Below are 16,790 nucleotides of genomic sequence, written 5' to 3' on the forward strand. Positions count from 1 at the left end.
GTTGTTGGTAGATACCTTGCTAATTACTATACCATTTTGATTTGGGCCTGTATCTGTTCCAAGTGGGTCGGTCTGTGGGGATGGCATAAGTGGCTGTTTGGGGCTATGCTGAAGTCATCTTTTTTGAGTGAGGACAAACACAATGGCGGAACAATTGCAGTGGCACCACATCAATACGGACGATACGCAGGCTTTGGCTCAGGCGCGGGAGAACTACAATCTAACGGCCGAGCAAACGGGCTACGCCGGTGATCGTTATGAACGGGCCCACGTTGAGTACGATGCCCTGGCGAAGACCTTCTTGCTGGTGTTCAACATTCCTGACGCGGATGTTGATGCGGCGCAGGAAGAGCAGCACCAAATGACATTTTTGATCAAAGACGAGATGATGCTGAGTTTTGGTCACGTTGATGCCAGCAAAATTGTCCGGGAGCTGGAACAGACGGTCGCAGTCGGCAAGTATGAAACCCCGTATCAGTTTTTACTTGAGGCGCTCTACCTCGTTACCGAACGCTTCATGCCTTTGGTGCAGAAAGCCGATGCGGCACGGCATGAGGTGCAACAAGAATTGCGCCAAAAAACCACGCGTAAAATGTTACTAGAATTGTCAAATTTAGAAACTAACGCGCTTTACCTCGGAAACGCTGCTAAACAAAATGAGAGTGTACTCGAGCAGCTGAAGGGAATCACGGTCTATCACGGATTCACGCCTGCTGAGAAGGAACGCTTAGAGGACGTGCTGATCGAAGCGGGACAGCTGGTGGAGATGACTCAGCTGGGGAGCCAAAACTTGTCGCAACTTGAGGGTACTTACAACAATATCCTGAACAATAATCTGAACGACACGATGAAGTTTCTGACGATTTGGTCCATTGTCCTTACCGCCCCCACAATTATCTCCGGCTTCTTTGGGCAAAATGTTCCGGTCCCGTTTGAGCATAGTCCCCAGGGGTGGCTGGTTTCGATTGGATTGGCAGTTTTGCTTTCGGCAATTTTTGCACTGCTCATGTCGCGGTACATTCGTAAATAATTTGGCATCGGGCCACCCTCAGTTCAACTGAAGGTGGCATTTTGGTTAGTTGGAAGTGCGTAAGGAAAGGTAAAGATTATCCAGACCCTTAAGTTTAGGTGCATAGGGCTGGTTAATTAGATAAAATAGTAGCAGTGCTATAAGCGGCGGTTAACAATCTGAGTATTAGTGATGGCCCAGAAGTTTTCCGCAAATCAATCAAAAAAACGGAGGAACAGATTGTGGAAGTTGTAATTGCAGGAACAACCCGGACGCCAATTGGTAAGTTTGGCGGGGCGCTAGCCAGCAAATCGGCCGTCGACTTGGGCGTCATTGCGGCGAAAACGGCGATTGCTCGGGCGGGGATCGACCCGCAGCGCATCAACCAGGCCATCTTTGGTAATGTCTACCAAGCCGGGTCTGGTCAAAATGTTGCGCGCCAGATTGCGCTGAACAGTGGCATGTCCGTTAGCAGCACCGCGATGACGATCAATGAAGTCTGCGGTTCCGGTCTGAAGGCAATTCGCCTGGGCCAAAGTGCAATCATGATGGGTGACGCCGATGTGGTTCTCGTCGGTGGTACTGAGTCCATGAGTAATGTTCCTTATTACGACACAAGCGCGCGCTGGGGGCACAAGTATGGTAATACCCAGTTGACTGACGGGCTGGTCCGCGACGGCTTGAGTGACGCCTTTAGTGGGGTTGCAATGGGCGTGACTGCCGAGAATGTGGCGGCCAAATACGGTGTGAGTCGTGCCGACCAAGACGCGTGGGCGCTCCGTTCCCACCAGCGGGCGGTGCAGGCAACGACGAACGGGGCTTTTGCTGCCGAGATTGCCCCAGTCACCGTGCAGACGCGCAAGGCCACCATCACGGTTAGCAAGGATGAGGGCCCGCGTCCGGACACGAGTACGGAGAAGTTGGCGCACCTTAAGCCGAGTTTTAAGTCTGACGGTACCGTTACGGCCGGCAATGCCAGCGGGCTGAACGATGGCGCTTCCGCCATGATCTTGCTGCGGCGGGATTTGGCCGATGAACTCGGAATCAAGTACGAAGCTGTAATTGACGCCTATGCGGAAGCGGGGGTTGATCCGCAGTACATGGGTTACGGACCCTATGAGGTTGTTTCCAGTTTGTTCGCGAAGTGTCATGAAGAGCCGACAGACGTTGACCTCTTCGAATTAAATGAGGCGTTCGCTGCTCAAAGTGTGGCCGTGGTGCGCAATCTCGGTCTTGATTCAGAGCGGGTGAACGTTGATGGTGGCGCAATTGCGCTTGGCCACCCACTCGGTGATTCTGGCGCCCGCATCGTCACCACGCTGATTCATGCGTTGCAGCGGCACGGCGGGCAAAAGGGTATCGCCGCGCTTTGCATTGGTGGGGGCTTGGGTGTCGGCTTGCAGTTGCACCTGGTGGCCGCTAATGCCTAAGTTTTATCAGCTCAGCCGGGCAGAACGTATTGCCGAATTGCAGCGCGCCGGCATTTTGGGGCCGGACGCTGCAGACTTGCTACGCAACAATGCGGCCCTTGAGGAAGAAACCGCTGACCACCTGACAGAAAATCAAATTGCGCAGTATCCCTTACCGTTGGGTGTTGTGCACAAACTGCGGGTCAATGGTGTGCAGCGTGAGGTGGCCATTGCCGGTGAGGAACCGAGTGTGGTCGCAGCGGCCAGCAATGGGGCCCGAATGGCTGCGATTGCCGGTGGGGTGCGTGCAAGCGCGCCGCGGACACACCTCGTGGATGCAGAAATTGCCTTCACGGTTCAAGTGCCAGCCGCACAGCGAATTTTGACAGAACATGATGCTGATATTCGCGCTGTTGCCGAACGTGCGCACCCGTCAATCGTGCAGCGCGGGGGCGGCCTGCGCACAATTACCTACAGTGAGGTCGGTTCCGCTTGTAAAGTCACGCTGAGCATCGATGTTCAGGAGGCAATGGGGGCGAACATCGTGAACACCATTGCTGAGGCTGTCAGCCACTTGCTAAGTCATTACTTTCAGCAGGAACCGCTATTCGCCATTTTGACCAATTACAGTGCTGCCACCACCACGGCACAAATTGACTTGCCCTTTGCGGCCGTTGCGACTAAACAGGCTAGTGGCGAGCACGTTGCGGCCAAAATTGCGGCGGCCAGTGATTTTGCTTGCCAGGACGTGGCGCGGGCAAGTACGAACAACAAGGGCATCATGAACGGAATCAGCGGTGCCGCTATTGCATTAGGTCAAGATTACCGGGCCTTGGAAGCGGGTGTGTATGCTTACGCCGCGCACACGGGTCGTTACATGCCACTCTCACACTGGACACTGACGGATACCGGCCTGCACGGCGAATTAAGCTTACCGCTGGCTTTAGGAACCGTTGGTGGGGCGATTTCGGCTCTGCCGCTAGCGCAGGTTAGTCAGGAACTGGCGCGCATCGACAATGTGCGGACGGCGCAGGAAGTATTAGCGGCGCTCGGTCTGGTGCAGAATTTAGCCGCCTTGCGCGCACTGGTTGGCCCCGGCATTCAGGCGGGACACATGGCGCTACAAGCAGGAGCACTGGCAATCGCTGCCGGCGCAACGGGAGCAGAGGTTGACCTTGTGACCCGCGAATTGCAGAACACACCGAAAACCCTGGCTGCAGCCCGAATGCTATTGGAACAGTTACGTAAGCACAAGGAGGAACAATAATAATGAAAATTGGGATCGATCGGATTGGTTTGTACTCACCACATTACTACGTTGCCTTAGCAGATGTTGCGGCGGCGCGAAATGTTGACCCGAACAAATACATCATTGGCATTGGGCAGACGGAACAGGCAGTCCCGCCGAGTGCTGAGGACGTGGTGACTATGGGTGCGAGTGCGGCTAACGAATTCATTGGCGACATTGATACCAGTAAAATCGGTCTTCTAGTGCTCGGTACCGAAACCGGAATCGACGCTAGCAAATCCGGTGCGGTCGTTATCCAGCGGCTGTTGCAGTTGCCAATGGGGATGCGGACTTTTGAAATTAAGCAGGCTTGTTATGGCGGAACAGCGGGCCTCATGGCGGCTAGGGATTACGTTGCGGCACACCCAGACAAAACCGCGCTAGTCATCGCCGCCGATATCGCCCGGTATGGTCTGGCTAGTGGTGGTGAGGTGACTCAGGGCGCCGGCGCAGTTGCCATGTTGGTCAGTGCCAATCCGCGCATCATGACGATTGAGGATGATTCAGTTTTCATCAGCAAGGACATCTCGGACTTCTGGCGGCCAGTATACACCGACCTCGCTTTAGCTAAGGGCAAGTATTCCACCGAACAGTACATCGAGTTCTTCCAGACCGTCTGGGCCCGCTACCAGCAGGACACTGGCCGGACGCTCGCGGATTTTGCGGCAGCAAATTTCCACTTGCCGTACACCAAAATGGGGATGAAGGCGCTGAAGACGGCGTTGCCTGCCGCTAGTGCTGCAGTTCAGGAACGGTTACTGGCCCGCTACCACGAATCAACGATTTACAGTCGCCGAATCGGTAACATTTACACCGGTTCGCTCTACCTGGCACTCCTGAGCCTGCTGGAGAATACGAGTGCACTCAAGGCTGGAGACCGCTTGGGGATGTTCTCCTACGGTTCCGGTGCGGTCGGTGAATTCTACAGTGGCGTCTTGCAGCCCGGCTACACGGACCTGCTGGCGGCTGCTAAGCACGTACAGGAATTGGATGCGCGGACCGAGCTGACCGTGCCCGAATATGAGGCCATGTTCAATAACAAGGTTCCTTACGCCGCGGACGATTACGCAACTGATCCAAAAGCAGTGGTCGGCGCATTTCGTCTTGAGGGAGTCGTTAAGCAGGAGCGGCAGTATCGCCGGAATGACAAGTAAAATTTACGTTTCCAGTCTGGAAACCGATAAAGGTGCAAACGTCAATTAATTTTGACGCTTGCACTTTTCTTTTCCAGTGTAATCGTTTACAATAAAGACATGGTTACTAATAATAAGTAAACGTGATGAACGGAGGAGTTAATTATGGCACAGAAGATTAATGCTGCTGATGCGATGCTCAAGGTTTTGGAGGACTGGGGCATCCACCAGATTTACGGTCTCCCCGGTGGCTCTTTTGATTCAACCATGAACGCGCTCTACAACCGGCAGGGGACGATTAAGTACATTCAGGTCCGCCACGAGGAAGTCGGCGCGCTCGCTGCTGCTGGTGAGGCTAAAATCACCGGTAGAATTGCGGCCACTTTTGGTTCCGCTGGCCCTGGTGCCGTCCACCTGCTGAACGGCTTGTACGATGCCCAGTATGATCACGTCCCGGTTTTGGCGTTAGTGGGTCAGGTCCCAACCAGCGCCATGAACACTGATTACTTCCAGGAACTCAACGAGAATCCGATGTTTGCCGATGTTTCGGTTTATAATCGCACCGTGATGACTGCCGAACAGATGCCGCACGTGGTGGACGAGGCAATTCGCCAGGCTTACAAGTTCAGCGGTGTTGCTGTGGTCACTATTCCTAAGGACCTCGGCTGGCAAGAAATCGATGACAATTATGTCAGCAGCGCTAAGCTTTACCAGCGGCCACTGCTGCCAGAACCAGATGTGGGCCGGGTCGATCAGGCACTCGCCATCCTGAAACAAGCAAAGCGGCCGATCATGTATGTGGGGCAGGGAGCTAAGAGTGCGGCCAAGGAAGTGCTTGCGCTGTCGAAAAAACTCTCCATGCCGATTGTTGTGACCGCGCTCGGTAAGGACACGATTCCGGACGATGCGCCTGCGAACATGGGTAGTGCGGGTCGGGTCGCCACCAAGCCGGGGGTTGAAACCGCGCGGGCTGCGGATGCCGTCCTGTTCTTGGGCTCTGACTTCCCATTCCAGCCGTACTTCATCAATCCTGCTGCGAAATATATTCAGGTAGACATCGATGCCAGCAAGTTTGGTCGGCGGCACACCGTTGACGTGGCAATTCTTGCCGACGCGAAGAAGACAGTTCAGTTGCTGTTGGACCGCAGTACGGCCCGGCCGGCTGATGCTTGGTACAACGCTGCACTGGCCAACAAGGCTAACTGGCAGGCGTGGATCGACAGTTTCGCGGATTCTGAAGCCGTACCGATGCGCGTTGAACCAATTTTCAAGCAGATCAATGCCATGGCAACTCCGGACGCAATTTTCCAAGTCGATGTGGGGAACGTGACGATTGATGGCATGCGTTTCCTCGACACGAGTAAGCAGCAGCGTTTCACCACTTCAGGCTGGTATGCGACCATGGGCTACGCGTTGCCGGCCGCAATCGGGGCGCAGGCTGAGTTCCCCGACCGGCAAGTCTGGTCGATTTCCGGTGATGGGGGCTTCTCGATGGTGATGCAAGACATCATTACGCAAGTGAAGTACCACATGCCGATTATCAACGTGATTTTGAGCAATGAGAGCCTCGGCTTCATCGAGGCCGAGCAGGATGACACGCAGCAGCCGCACAGTGGGGTGGCGCTGCAGCCCGGGATGCACTACGCTGACGCGGCCCAGGCGTTAGGTGCCAGTGGTTATGAGGTGACGAACCTGAGCGAATTGAAGGCAGCCTTTGCGGCGGCCCAGAAGCGCCAGGGGCCGGTAGTCATCAACGTGCGGATTGCGAACGACCGGCCGCTCCCAGTTGAGCAATTGGTTCTTGACCGCAAGACGCAAGATCCGGATGCCGTGACTGCGTTCGTCAAGAAGTACCACGCGCAGGGTTTGATTCCACTGCGCGAGTTACTTGAACAGGCTGCAGTTGGGCAAAAGCCAGTGGCTACGGATGATTAACAAATAGTGTTTAGGTAATAAGTATGGTGTACTACAAGGGCCCGTCCAATTATTTTGGACGGGCCCTTGTAGTATCGTGTTCAGTTAGGCTTGAGGGTTGGAGCTGATGCTTATTTAAGTACGCGCACCGTAATATTCTGGCGGCCGAAGCGCAACGCCTGTGAATTAGGCATCGCGATGTCGAGCTGGTTTGGGTGGCTGTAGGCAAAGCCACCAGTGTCACGCACGACGTAAAGCTTGGTCTGACCAGAAGCAAACGTGATTGCTAACTTGGTGCCCCGGCGGAAGCGAGACAGGTTAGCAGCAACCGTGTCATATCCAAAAGTGTAATTGCCGAGCACGCGTGGGTCATAAGCAGTTGCGTTCATCCGGTAAGTAACGCCGGTAGTTTCGTGGCCTAGAATCGTGTAGACCGGGTTCTTGGTGCTCAGATACTTGCTTTGAATCCAGCGGTTGTGGCCAATGTTGGTCCAAGCCAGCCCGTTTTTCTTCACGGACTGGAACACGGTGATTTTGCTCCCGTGCTTGATCGGCTTGTTGATGGACTTACCGCCTGGAGCGTTGTAAGTCGTAACGCTGTACCCAGACTTGTAAACGACGTACCGACTGGCTGGTTTAACGGTGGAGGTGTAACTAACTTGAATCCACTGGGTCTTGCCAACCTGAATCCAGTCAGCGCCGTTTACGGTCTTGATTGCAGATGCATTCCAGGCTGTTCCGTGCTTGAGATTCTTACCGGTCGCTTTGCCGGCTGGTGCGTTGTAAACTTTAACGCCATAGCCGGGAACATAGTCGATGTAGTAAGTCTTAACCGGTTTGGTCAAACAGAGGTCACTAGTCAGGACCCACTGGTTGGTACCAACACTGGACCAGCTTTTGCCGGCAATAGTGACCATGTTGAAAATTTTCCAGGCCGTCCCATAGTTGAGTTTACGGCCAGTTAGTGCTCCGTTTGGTGTCGAGTGGATGGCTGTGCCGGATTTATTGCCAATGTAGCGGGAACCAAGTGTGGTTGCTGCTTGCACCGCCACGGCGGAGTTCTGAGCCTGTGCCGTTACGGTGCCCCCGAGCATCGACACACCGACCAAGACTGATAGCGCGATGGTTTTTACTTTCATAGTTATATATCTCCCTCAAGTCAACGACAAATAACTGTCGTAATTACGCTACTTATCGTAACGTACTATCTGCGCCTTGTGGGGAAATATGCGGAAGTGTTAGGGATGCGTAAATTAACCGTTAAGATGTTACCGCGTTGTCATAATGACAAATTAGATAATTTTGCCATCGTTTATTAATTGCTGAACAGCCTGAATCATCGCTTGCGTATTATTCACAATGGTCCCGTTAAGCTTGATGAGGCCCGTCGTGTAGAGGTTCATGTAGTGGAATTGGTTCTCTGCGATGGTGCTGAGTGCGGCCAATTTTTTGTTGTTGGTCGCCCCCTGCTGCCGGGAATCAGTGTACAAACCGACGATGGGGATGTGGTTTGCGTAAGCAACGCCGATTTCACTGGCCACACCAGCGTCGATCGAAATTCCATCCAGAACCGCAATCATCAGCTGGCTAGAGGTCAGCTCGTTTGTATCAGCTTCCGCAATCATTTTGGAATCCGCATAGGCGGTCTTATCGTTAATTGCTGCATTTTCCTGCGGTAGGTACACAGTTAGTTCCGGGATGGCGCTGCGAAGTGCACTTACCACGCGGGTATTGTACTCAGCATCTGCCTGACTGAACAATCCGTTAGCAAAATATGCTTTCATAATTTTTCCTCCATGCTAGTGTTCAAGCTCACTTGCGACTGAAACGAACTACGGCTTCACAGCGGGCTGTTTGCGGGAACATGTCCACCGACTGAATAAATTCGACGCGGTAGACACTGCTGAGTGCCTGTAAATCGCGTGCCAAAGTGGACGGGTTACAACTGATATACACGAACTTCTTCGGCTTGGTCCGCAGTAGCGCCTTGATGAAGCCAGATTCAAGGCCAACGCGGGGTGGGTCAACAATCACGGCGTCAGGTCGGAATCCGCCCGCGAGCCACTGGGGCATGAGGTCCTCGGCTTTACCGACTTCGTAATGGGCGTTAGTGATGCCGTTGTGCTGCGCGTTGTATTGGGCGTCCGCAATTGCGGCGGGGATGGTGTCCATCCCGCGAACGCTTTTAGCAAGGTGAGCCATGCTAAGACCGAGGGTACCGACCCCGCAGTAGGCATCAACCAGCGTTTCACCGGCAGCTAAATCTAGAGCGTCGATTGCAATCTGATACAGTTTAGCGGTTGCCTCGGGGTTCAACTGGAGGAAGGCTTGCGGGGAGAGGGCAAACTCGTGACCGTTGATTCGTTCCATCAGGTATTTGTCCCCGGCAAGCAGCTTGGTTTCGTTGCCCCAAATCAGACTGCCGTGACTGGTGTTAATGTTTTGGTTAACACTAATTACGGCGGGGAGCTCGGTGGCAATTCGGGTCAGCAGCTGAGCGGCATGGGGTAATTTCTTGGAATTAGTGATGATGGTTAGTTGCGCCTGCTGAGTGGCAACGGATTCCCGGACAACGAGCGTTTTGATGATACCGGAGTGTTTCTGCTCGTTGTACACAGGAATAGCCAATTCCTCGATCATTTTGCACAGTGAATTCATGATGCTCATCGTGAGCGGCCGCTGCGTGGCAAAATCATGAAGCGGAATCAGCGTGTGACTATTGGGTGCGAACAGCCCGGCGCGTACGTGTCCGTCAACGATCCGGACCGGGAATTGCGCCTTATTTCGGTAGTGCAGCTGTTTCGGCGCGGCGATGGTCGGCCGGACATCGTAGTCCTGCCAGCCGGTCGGGCGAAACTTTGCCAAGGCCTGTTCGATTACATCCTGCTTAAAGCGTAACTGGGCCGGATAAGCCAATGCCGCCAGTTCAATACCGCCAACGACCCCGTAGTTTGGATCTACAGGTTTGATGCGTTCAGGACTGCGCTTGCGCAAACGGTGCACCTTTGCTTCTAGGTACCGGGGGTGGACCGCGGTGACTTCGGCCACAACGACTTCGCCAGGAAAGGCGTCCGGAATGAAGGTGATTTTGTGCCGATAATAACCAATTCCCGCACCGTTAATGTCAAGGCGCTTGATGGTAAGGGGGAAACGTTCCCCAATTTGAATATTTTCTTCCATGATAGTGGCAGCTTTCTAGAGCCAGCGGCAGCGGGTGCACGCTGGTTCTGTACGTATGTCTAGACGGGCCCAAAACTTCCCGCCTGTTCGTCTACCGCTTATTGTAGCAAATAATGTCGTGTTGCCCGCAGATTTTCTGTATAATGGGAAACAGAAAAGCATTCAGGGGGCACAATTGTGAAAATTACGTTTTCGAATCCCGCTTCAAAACGCGTGGAGATGACGGTCCGGCATAACGATATTGAATATAACTTACATAACGGTGAGTCGTTATCGTTAAACGTCAAGCGTGGCGACGCGTTAACATACCGCGTTGGTAAGCTGTCTGCAACTCACGCAATCCAGTTTCAGTCACCAGACGCGTCGTTCAAGATTGAGGTGAGCAAAAAGGCTCAGCTTATTGGGATGGCAATCTTTTTCGCCATTATTCTCGCGATGTACCTTTTCAAAGTGCTTAATAATACTGTGATTGCGACCGCAATGGTTATCGTGGCCTTGATTGCTTATGAAGCGGTGCTTTACTTTGCGGGTTACAAGGTGACCGTTCTCCACCACTAGCCGGAGTTAAAATTGAACAAAAAAACAAGCGGGTCGCAGTTTAACTGTGGCCCGCTTGCGTATTGATTCAGGAGCTGGACTAGTTTGCTGCGACCTTGGCAGCGGCAAGGTCCATTAGTTCAACCATTAGGCGGTATAAATCTGAGTCTTCGTTTTCGTTACCCCAATAGATCATGGTCGGGGTGTGTTTCCACTTGAGCTTGGCGCCGGCCATTTCGGCGGCCATTTGCGAAACATTGGGGGCAGAAGTGATGATCACATCTGCCTGTTCGTCACTGTCGTCAGGAATCACGCGAACCATACTGAGCGCACTCAAGAATTTAAAGACATCGCGCGAGATAAAGGACTGGTTTTCGTTTTCGACCCGAATCGTCAGCGGTGGTTCAGTTTCAAAATCGCTCAAATCCGGAACCAAGGCGTAAAAAACGGACTGGGCGATGTCGGGGAGAAAACGGGTGTACAGATGTGCGGCAGACGAAGTGGGCAGTTCATCGATGAATTTGTAAATTTTGTCGTACAGGGGCTTGCCCCCGGCCATGACCTCAGCCGAATCGTTGAAATCGCTGCTCTTGACAAAAGCTCCGTCCAGAACGAAAAAGGTGTAGCCAATTCGGTAGAAATTGCTTTGCAAAATTTTGTCAGCCCGGATGTGCAGGCTGGAACTGGGCGCTAAGTTGCTGGTGAGTGCGTCCATTAATTGGGCAACGAATGTGGCGACCGGGTTAGAAAAGCTGCAGAAGTAGGTCCGCAGATTCCGATCCGTCGCGGTGTCCTCTGTACCAGAGGCAAGTAGCGTGCTGCGAATGAAACGATAATACTCCAGCTCCGCCTGCAAAACGCGGTCCACTAAGTGTGGAAAGTGGTCCTTATTGAAAATGAGCGTGGCGCTAGGGGAGTAGTTATTGGCGTAGCCGCTGTAATGATTAGTGATGCTTTGCAGCCGTGGATTTGTGATGAAGTACTTATGCTGTTTGATTCGTAACAATTGGACCCCAAGAATCACTAGTAGCTGTTTGGTGGCAAAGGGGACGGGCGCGACCCCTACCTTGTCTGAATCTGCATTGATCTGGCTAAAGAGTTGCTTGACTTTGCTTTCGTCGATTTCAGCGAACGGCCAGCCAGCACCCCGAAACGCTTCCGTGTAAAAGGTGTTCATGAGCATCCGAATCTGGAGCTCGGTTCCCTGCATAGCCCATGTGGCATAATCGAAACGAATTTGCTTTTCCTGTAGGAAGATCCGGAAGGGCTCAATGCGCCGCCGCAGGGTGGAACTACTGATGTTTTCGGCTGCACAGAAAGCTTTGGAGTCGACACCATCATTTTGAAAAACGGTGTTAAAGAAACGGAAGGTGATGGAATCTTGCAGCAGGTAGAAGCGGTAGCTGTCAACGTGAATGTCGGTAGCTAAGGCGGCGAAGTCGTTTTCTTTGTCGCCATCTTCGCTGTCTTGATCAGTCGTGACCGTGTGCACTTTGCCAGCCATCGTTTCAAGGTCAGCCATTAAGTCTTGAAAAGCATTGTAGGTTTGCTGGTAAGAGTAGCCCAAAGTCTTGCTGAGTTTGTTAATGGTGAAGCCAGCACCATTGAGCGACTTGAGTAGTTGAAATAGGCGAAATTTAACTCCAGCATGTTTATCAAAGAAGTAAGATTCGAACATAGCCCTTGCCACCTCACATTTTTCTCTAAGCGTAGTATAACATATGTTGTAATGGGACTAATCAATAAAACGGGTATTAGTGCTAAAATAGTCTACGTATAATAAATGCTCGCGGGGCGCACTAAGAGCTGGACCGATGGAATTCTTAATAGTTCAGATAGTTAACGATGAGAAGAGGAAGCTTGATGCCAACAATAACAAGCATCGCCACCCAGAAACGGGCGGGACGGTACAATATTTATGTCGACGGCCATTTTGCATTTGGACTCGATGAGAGCACGATCGTCCGCTTTGCACTCTTTAAGGGGCAGGAATTAACTGACGAAGAGTTACAGCATCTGCAGGATGATGATGAACGGGCCAAGGCACTAGCAACGGCACTGGATTACCTCAGTCACCAGAGTCGGACCGTTGAGCAGGTCCAAAAGAAATTACGGGGTAAGGACTATCCAGAAAACGCTATCGCCCAAGCGTTGACCCAGCTTCAGGAATTACACTACCTCGATGACGCTGATTATGCACAGCGCTTTGTCCAGGAAAATGTCCGCAGTGGTGAACGGGGCCGGCGGGGGATCAGTGATTGGTTGCGCACACGCGGGGTTGCCGCAGACACGATTGAGAGTGCCCTAGCAGCGTTGACATTTGATGAGGAAGAAAGCATTGCCCAACGGGTTGCCCAGAAGTACTTGCGGCATCCCGGTCAAAAAAGTGCCAAGGCGCTGACGCAGGGTCTGCGGCAGCAGCTCATGCAAAAGGGCTTTAGCAGTGAGGTTATTGATGTCGTTCTTGAGGACAATGTTCCGGAAGTTGATCAGGAGCACGAGGATGCACTGCTGCGAGAGCAGGCCGCAAAGCTGTGGCGGCAGAAGCGCCGGTTCAAACCTGCCGAGCGGAAAATGAAAGTTAAACAAGCACTGTTTCGCAAGGGCTTTAGCGGGACGCCAGTGGATAATATTCTCGCAGATCTAGAGGCGGAAGAAGACGATGACTGAGTCCTTAAGCGCGGTTGATTCTGGTATACTAAAAGGGATACGAAATAAAAGGAAAGCTGGATGTCTATGCTAGTCCCTCGAGAAGGCGATTATATTGCCATTCAAAGTTACAAGCACAACGGGCAGTTGCACCGGACATGGCGGGACACGATGGTCCTGAAAACCAGTGAGGATGCACTAATTGGTGTTAATGATCACACACTGGTCACCGAGAGTGATGGCCGGCGATGGTTGACCCGGGAACCAGCGATAGTTTATTTTCACAAACACTACTGGTTTAACATAGTGGCGATGATTCGTGAGGGTGGCGTTAGTTATTATTGCAATCTGGCTTCACCGTTTACTATTGACCAGGAAGCACTTAAATACATTGATTACGATTTGGACGTGAAGGTATTTCCGCATGGGGAAAAACGGTTGCTGGATGCCGATGAGTATGAAGATCACAGTCAACGCTGGCACTACTCCAAGGCGACCGACCACATTTTGAAGCAAAACGTATCAGTCCTGGTCGATTGGATTGATCACGGGAAGGGACCATTTTCCCAAGCTTATGTTGATTTATGGTACAACCGCTACTTGCAGTTATCACACCGGGTTTAATTAATGACGGGTCGGATGCAGATTCCGACCTTTTTTCTGAGCAAGAAAGGATCGAACAACTTTATGGAAGCAAAGATGCACGCGGCATTGCGCTTTATTGGTCATGCTTACACGGAGGCGAACACCTCCGCTAACGATTCCTACCAAGAAGTATGGCAGGAGTGGGCGGACACAGACCATTTTGCACAGTTGGATGAACTTGCGGGAAGTGCCGCACCCAAACTGCGCACTAGCATGATGGTGTTTTCACCATATGGGAACATCGTGTACTGGATCGGCAGAACTTTTCCTGCAGGAACTCCGGTGCCAGCCGGATACCAGAGTTTTGACCTGCCCGCGGCGACCGCTGCCAGCATCACGAAGAAAAGTAGTATGATGATGACCGCTTATCCAGTCAGCGCCGCGCTACAACAGGGCGCGCTGGCACTGGATAAGGCTGGTTACGATCTGCCAGAATACATTGGGCAGACCGCGACTCCATACTATCTCGAAAGCTACAAGCTTGATGGCGACCAAGTGCAGGAAGTGACCTACACCATCTATGTTGGTGCCGACAAGGACTACGGGTATGATGATCCAGATTAATTAATGATTTAGTGCCCCAGCTGCTGATACATAAACGCCGTCAATCCAATGGGTTGACGGCGTTTTGTATAGTTTTCTTATTCAAGTGTGGTCCGTGTTTTAACCATCGTTTTTTGCATCCAAATTGGTGCGGGGCGTGATGCTCAACACATCGAAGTCTATGTAGGCGCCAATGCATAGGGAGATAAAGAGAATAGCAACTAACCAGCCGTTCAAGCTCCCCATAATCAGTGACTTACCGGCTTGACCCGGGAACAGGAAGCGCATCAGGTAAGTTGACCCTAACGCGAGCACCAGGTCCATCACGAAGTTAAGCACCTGTTTGGGCGCTCGCGCTTGGTCAAGCATGAAGAAGCGGACGACCCGGCGAATGAAGTAGTGAGTGTAGCTCCCCAGAATGCGCAGGGGTCGTTCTAGCGGAATCTTGGCAAAAAATAGTAAGGTTGCCCCGACCGTTGCCCCGACTAAAGACCGCCACAGACTGTCACTGTGCATCACCAGTGCATTGTAGGCCACCCCGATGATACCCAATCCGCACAGATAGGGTATCGCGAAGAGGAAAATAAAAATTGTCATTGCTTTCCTGCCGGTCATGTTTGTGCCTCCTAACAATTGTGAAGAACCGTGACTCTATTATAGCACCGGAAGCGTAACGCTTAGTAGACGAGCTCCATTTCGCGGTGCCGAATGCCTGCATCCAGAAACTCTGGTTTAGCGGTCATACTGAAACCGAGCCGCTCGTAAAAACCAGTTGCGTGCACCTGTGCACCCAGCATTAACTTTTGTACGTGTTGCTGCTTACCGTAGTCAATGGCAGCCTGAATCATTTCGCGGCCGTAACCCTTGCCGCGCGCAGCCTTAACAACGGCAACCCGTTGCACGTGAAAACCGTAGTCTTCCCGAAGCAGGCGCAGCGTTGCTAGCGGCTGGCCAGCAGCATCATAGCCGGTGAAGTAGGTGGCTTTGCCCTCGTCGGCATCGACTTCGAGGGCGGATGGTACGTGTTGTTCTTCCACGAAGACGGCCTCACGAATCTGGACGCTGTCTTGATGAACGGCGCTGTCTAAATCATTACTAACTTTGATATTCAACATTTTCTGTAATCTCCAGTCTGCATAGTTGGTGCAAGGCACCTGTTTAGTATGTAATCATACTCGTTTTTCTGTTTAGGTGCAGTGTCGGCCCGCATTTGACGCAAAATTGCTGTCCTAGCAAGTTATTGAATCTACCTGGCGTCTAAGACTAAACTAATGTAAAATTGACAGGAATAGATTGCCATAATTTCGGGATGCAAGTGGGGCACATATGTTAGAAAAAATACGTAATTCGAAGGTCATGTTTTGGTCACTCGAAATCCTGATCATCGTTGGGATTGTTAACGGCTTAACGGCGGTTTCCTTTATTTTTCAACCCGTGGTCACCTTCTTCTCGACCTGGTTGATTCCCCTAGTTGCGGCTTTGTTTCTATACTATATCTTTAACCCCCTGATTAGCCTGTTGGAGCGGATGCACGTTAAGCGGGTCGTTTCAGTGCCCTTATTGTTCGTACTTCTGATTGGTGGCATCGTGTTGCTTTTTGCAACCCTGATTCCCAGTGTGGTCCACCAGTTCACCCAACTGTTGGCATCGTTGCCTAGTTTGCTGCACAACACGCAGGACGTTGTGGCCAAAGCCTCACATTACCGCTGGTACCAGGAGATGAATGTCGGCAAGCAACTAGCCAAGATCAAACCAGCCAAAATCGTTTCGGCACTCTTTAATTCGGTCAGTTCCGGATTGCCGGGGATCGTTGGCTCCGTTGCGGGAATTTTCTTCTCCCTGATTACTATCCCGATGGTATTCTTCTACATGCTCAAAGATGGGAAGAATTTTGTCCCCAGTGTTGAGCGTTTGTTTCCAGAGCGCTATCGGGAAGACGTTGGTGCGGTTTTTCTGCGGATGGACGACACGCTGTCCCATTATATTTCCGGGCAGGCAATTGAGTGCGTTTTCGTTGGTGTGTTTATGGGCATCAGTTATAGCCTCATTCACCAACCTTACGGTCTGTTGCTGGCGGTCTTCTCGGGCTTAGCAACCTTGATCCCGTACTTGGGACCATATGTCGGCTTACTACCAGCCTTGCTGGTGGCCAGCACTCAGGGGTGGAAGCAGATCCTGCTCGTCATTGCGGTCACCATCGTGGTGCACACAATTGACGGTAATTTTATCTATCCGAATGTAATTGGGCGCTCGCTAGATGTGCACCCGCTGACCATTGTCATCATCTTGCTGGTCGTAAGTCATCTCTACGGGCTGGTCGGCACGATTTTGGCGATCCCGGTCTATGCGGTCGCCAAGACAATCGTCATTTATGTATGGCAAATTATTAGAATCAGACAAAACCCGCCCGAGCCGGAGACTTTGCTCCCCCGGGACCCAGAAACCAAGCCCACCCACAAGCAGTAACGCCTGCGGGGGTGACT

16 protein-coding genes are annotated in these 16,790 nt (G+C 52.2%); 10 read left to right on the forward strand and 6 right to left on the reverse strand.

The annotated features are described in order from the left end of the window. Nucleotides 1-142: 142 nt before the first annotated feature. The 5 genes from GN107_RS03790 (at nucleotide 143) to spxB (ending at nucleotide 6,774) form a co-directional block, all read left to right on the forward strand. Nucleotides 143-1,030, forward strand: coding sequence for a magnesium transporter CorA family protein (locus tag GN107_RS03790; protein WP_155286511.1), 888 nt, complete (start codon nucleotides 143-145; stop codon nucleotides 1,028-1,030). Nucleotides 1,031-1,248: 218 nt separating this feature from the next. Next, complete coding sequence (locus tag GN107_RS03795; RefSeq protein WP_155286512.1) at nucleotides 1,249-2,439, forward strand: thiolase family protein; 1,191 nt, start codon at nucleotides 1,249-1,251, stop codon at nucleotides 2,437-2,439. Further along, the gene (locus GN107_RS03800; protein ID WP_196246236.1) at nucleotides 2,432-3,685 is read left to right on the forward strand and encodes a hydroxymethylglutaryl-CoA reductase, degradative; all 1,254 of its coding nucleotides are present in this window, start codon (nucleotides 2,432-2,434) and stop codon (nucleotides 3,683-3,685) included. The genes GN107_RS03795 and GN107_RS03800 overlap by 8 nt, the downstream gene beginning before the upstream one ends. A 2-nt stretch (nucleotides 3,686-3,687) precedes the next feature. Continuing rightward, nucleotides 3,688-4,860: a hydroxymethylglutaryl-CoA synthase gene (locus tag GN107_RS03805; RefSeq protein ID WP_155286514.1), complete on the forward strand. Its 1,173-nt coding sequence runs from the start codon at nucleotides 3,688-3,690 to the stop codon at nucleotides 4,858-4,860. 144 nt (nucleotides 4,861-5,004) lie between these two features. Beyond that, the gene (spxB, locus tag GN107_RS03810; RefSeq protein ID WP_155286515.1) at nucleotides 5,005-6,774 is read left to right on the forward strand and encodes a pyruvate oxidase; all 1,770 of its coding nucleotides are present in this window, start codon (nucleotides 5,005-5,007) and stop codon (nucleotides 6,772-6,774) included. 110 nt (nucleotides 6,775-6,884) lie between these two features. Here spxB and GN107_RS03815 read toward each other — a convergent pair whose 3' ends face one another. From GN107_RS03815 to rlmD, 3 genes are all read right to left on the reverse strand, one after another. Next, nucleotides 6,885-7,892 (reverse strand): SLAP domain-containing protein, encoded by a 1,008-nt coding sequence (locus GN107_RS03815; RefSeq protein WP_155286516.1) that lies wholly within the window; start codon nucleotides 7,890-7,892, stop codon nucleotides 6,885-6,887. Nucleotides 7,893-8,045: 153 nt separating this feature from the next. Then, a complete protein-coding gene (locus GN107_RS03820) occupies nucleotides 8,046-8,537 on the reverse strand; it encodes a nucleoside 2-deoxyribosyltransferase (RefSeq protein WP_155286517.1) in 492 nt (163 codons plus the stop codon). A 28-nt stretch (nucleotides 8,538-8,565) separates the two neighbouring features. Then, entirely contained in the window at nucleotides 8,566-9,933 is a 1,368-nt protein-coding gene (gene rlmD, locus GN107_RS03825; RefSeq protein WP_155286518.1) for a 23S rRNA (uracil(1939)-C(5))-methyltransferase RlmD, read from the reverse strand. Between the two features lie 177 nt (nucleotides 9,934-10,110). On the opposite strand from rlmD, the gene GN107_RS03830 reads away from it, so the two are divergent. Beyond that, complete coding sequence (locus GN107_RS03830) at nucleotides 10,111-10,491, forward strand: hypothetical protein (protein WP_155286519.1); 381 nt, start codon at nucleotides 10,111-10,113, stop codon at nucleotides 10,489-10,491. A 79-nt stretch (nucleotides 10,492-10,570) separates the two neighbouring features. On the opposite strand, the gene GN107_RS03835 is transcribed toward GN107_RS03830, so the two are convergent. Beyond that, on the reverse strand, nucleotides 10,571-12,148 hold the full coding sequence (locus GN107_RS03835; protein WP_155286520.1) for a helix-turn-helix domain-containing protein: 1,578 nt from the start codon (nucleotides 12,146-12,148) through the stop codon (nucleotides 10,571-10,573). A 185-nt stretch (nucleotides 12,149-12,333) separates the two neighbouring features. On the opposite strand from GN107_RS03835, the gene recX reads away from it, so the two are divergent. The 3 genes from recX to GN107_RS03850 all read left to right on the forward strand — a co-directional run bounded on the left by recX (nucleotide 12,334) and on the right by GN107_RS03850 (nucleotide 14,328). Then, complete coding sequence (gene recX / locus GN107_RS03840) at nucleotides 12,334-13,140, forward strand: recombination regulator RecX (protein ID WP_196246237.1); 807 nt, start codon at nucleotides 12,334-12,336, stop codon at nucleotides 13,138-13,140. 66 nt (nucleotides 13,141-13,206) lie between these two features. Beyond that, nucleotides 13,207-13,743: a nucleoside tri-diphosphate phosphatase gene (gene ntdP / locus GN107_RS03845; protein WP_155286580.1), complete on the forward strand. Its 537-nt coding sequence runs from the start codon at nucleotides 13,207-13,209 to the stop codon at nucleotides 13,741-13,743. A gap of 63 nt (nucleotides 13,744-13,806) precedes the next feature. Next, entirely contained in the window at nucleotides 13,807-14,328 is a 522-nt protein-coding gene (locus tag GN107_RS03850) for a hypothetical protein (RefSeq protein ID WP_155286522.1), read from the forward strand. A gap of 99 nt (nucleotides 14,329-14,427) precedes the next feature. Here the strand turns inward: GN107_RS03850 and GN107_RS03855 are convergent, their stop codons facing one another. Both GN107_RS03855 and GN107_RS03860 read right to left on the reverse strand, forming a co-directional pair. Continuing rightward, entirely contained in the window at nucleotides 14,428-14,922 is a 495-nt protein-coding gene (locus GN107_RS03855; RefSeq protein ID WP_155286523.1) for a hypothetical protein, read from the reverse strand. Between the two features lie 62 nt (nucleotides 14,923-14,984). Continuing rightward, nucleotides 14,985-15,419: a GNAT family N-acetyltransferase gene (locus tag GN107_RS03860; protein WP_155286581.1), complete on the reverse strand. Its 435-nt coding sequence runs from the start codon at nucleotides 15,417-15,419 to the stop codon at nucleotides 14,985-14,987. Nucleotides 15,420-15,633: 214 nt separating this feature from the next. Between GN107_RS03860 and GN107_RS03865 the strand changes: the two genes are divergently transcribed. Then, complete coding sequence (locus GN107_RS03865; RefSeq protein WP_155286524.1) at nucleotides 15,634-16,773, forward strand: AI-2E family transporter; 1,140 nt, start codon at nucleotides 15,634-15,636, stop codon at nucleotides 16,771-16,773. Nucleotides 16,774-16,790 lie beyond the last annotated feature (17 nt).

The sequence above is a fragment of the Lacticaseibacillus zhaodongensis genome, assembly GCF_009687905.1.
Classification (GTDB): Bacteria; Bacillota; Bacilli; order Lactobacillales; family Lactobacillaceae; genus Lacticaseibacillus; species Lacticaseibacillus zhaodongensis.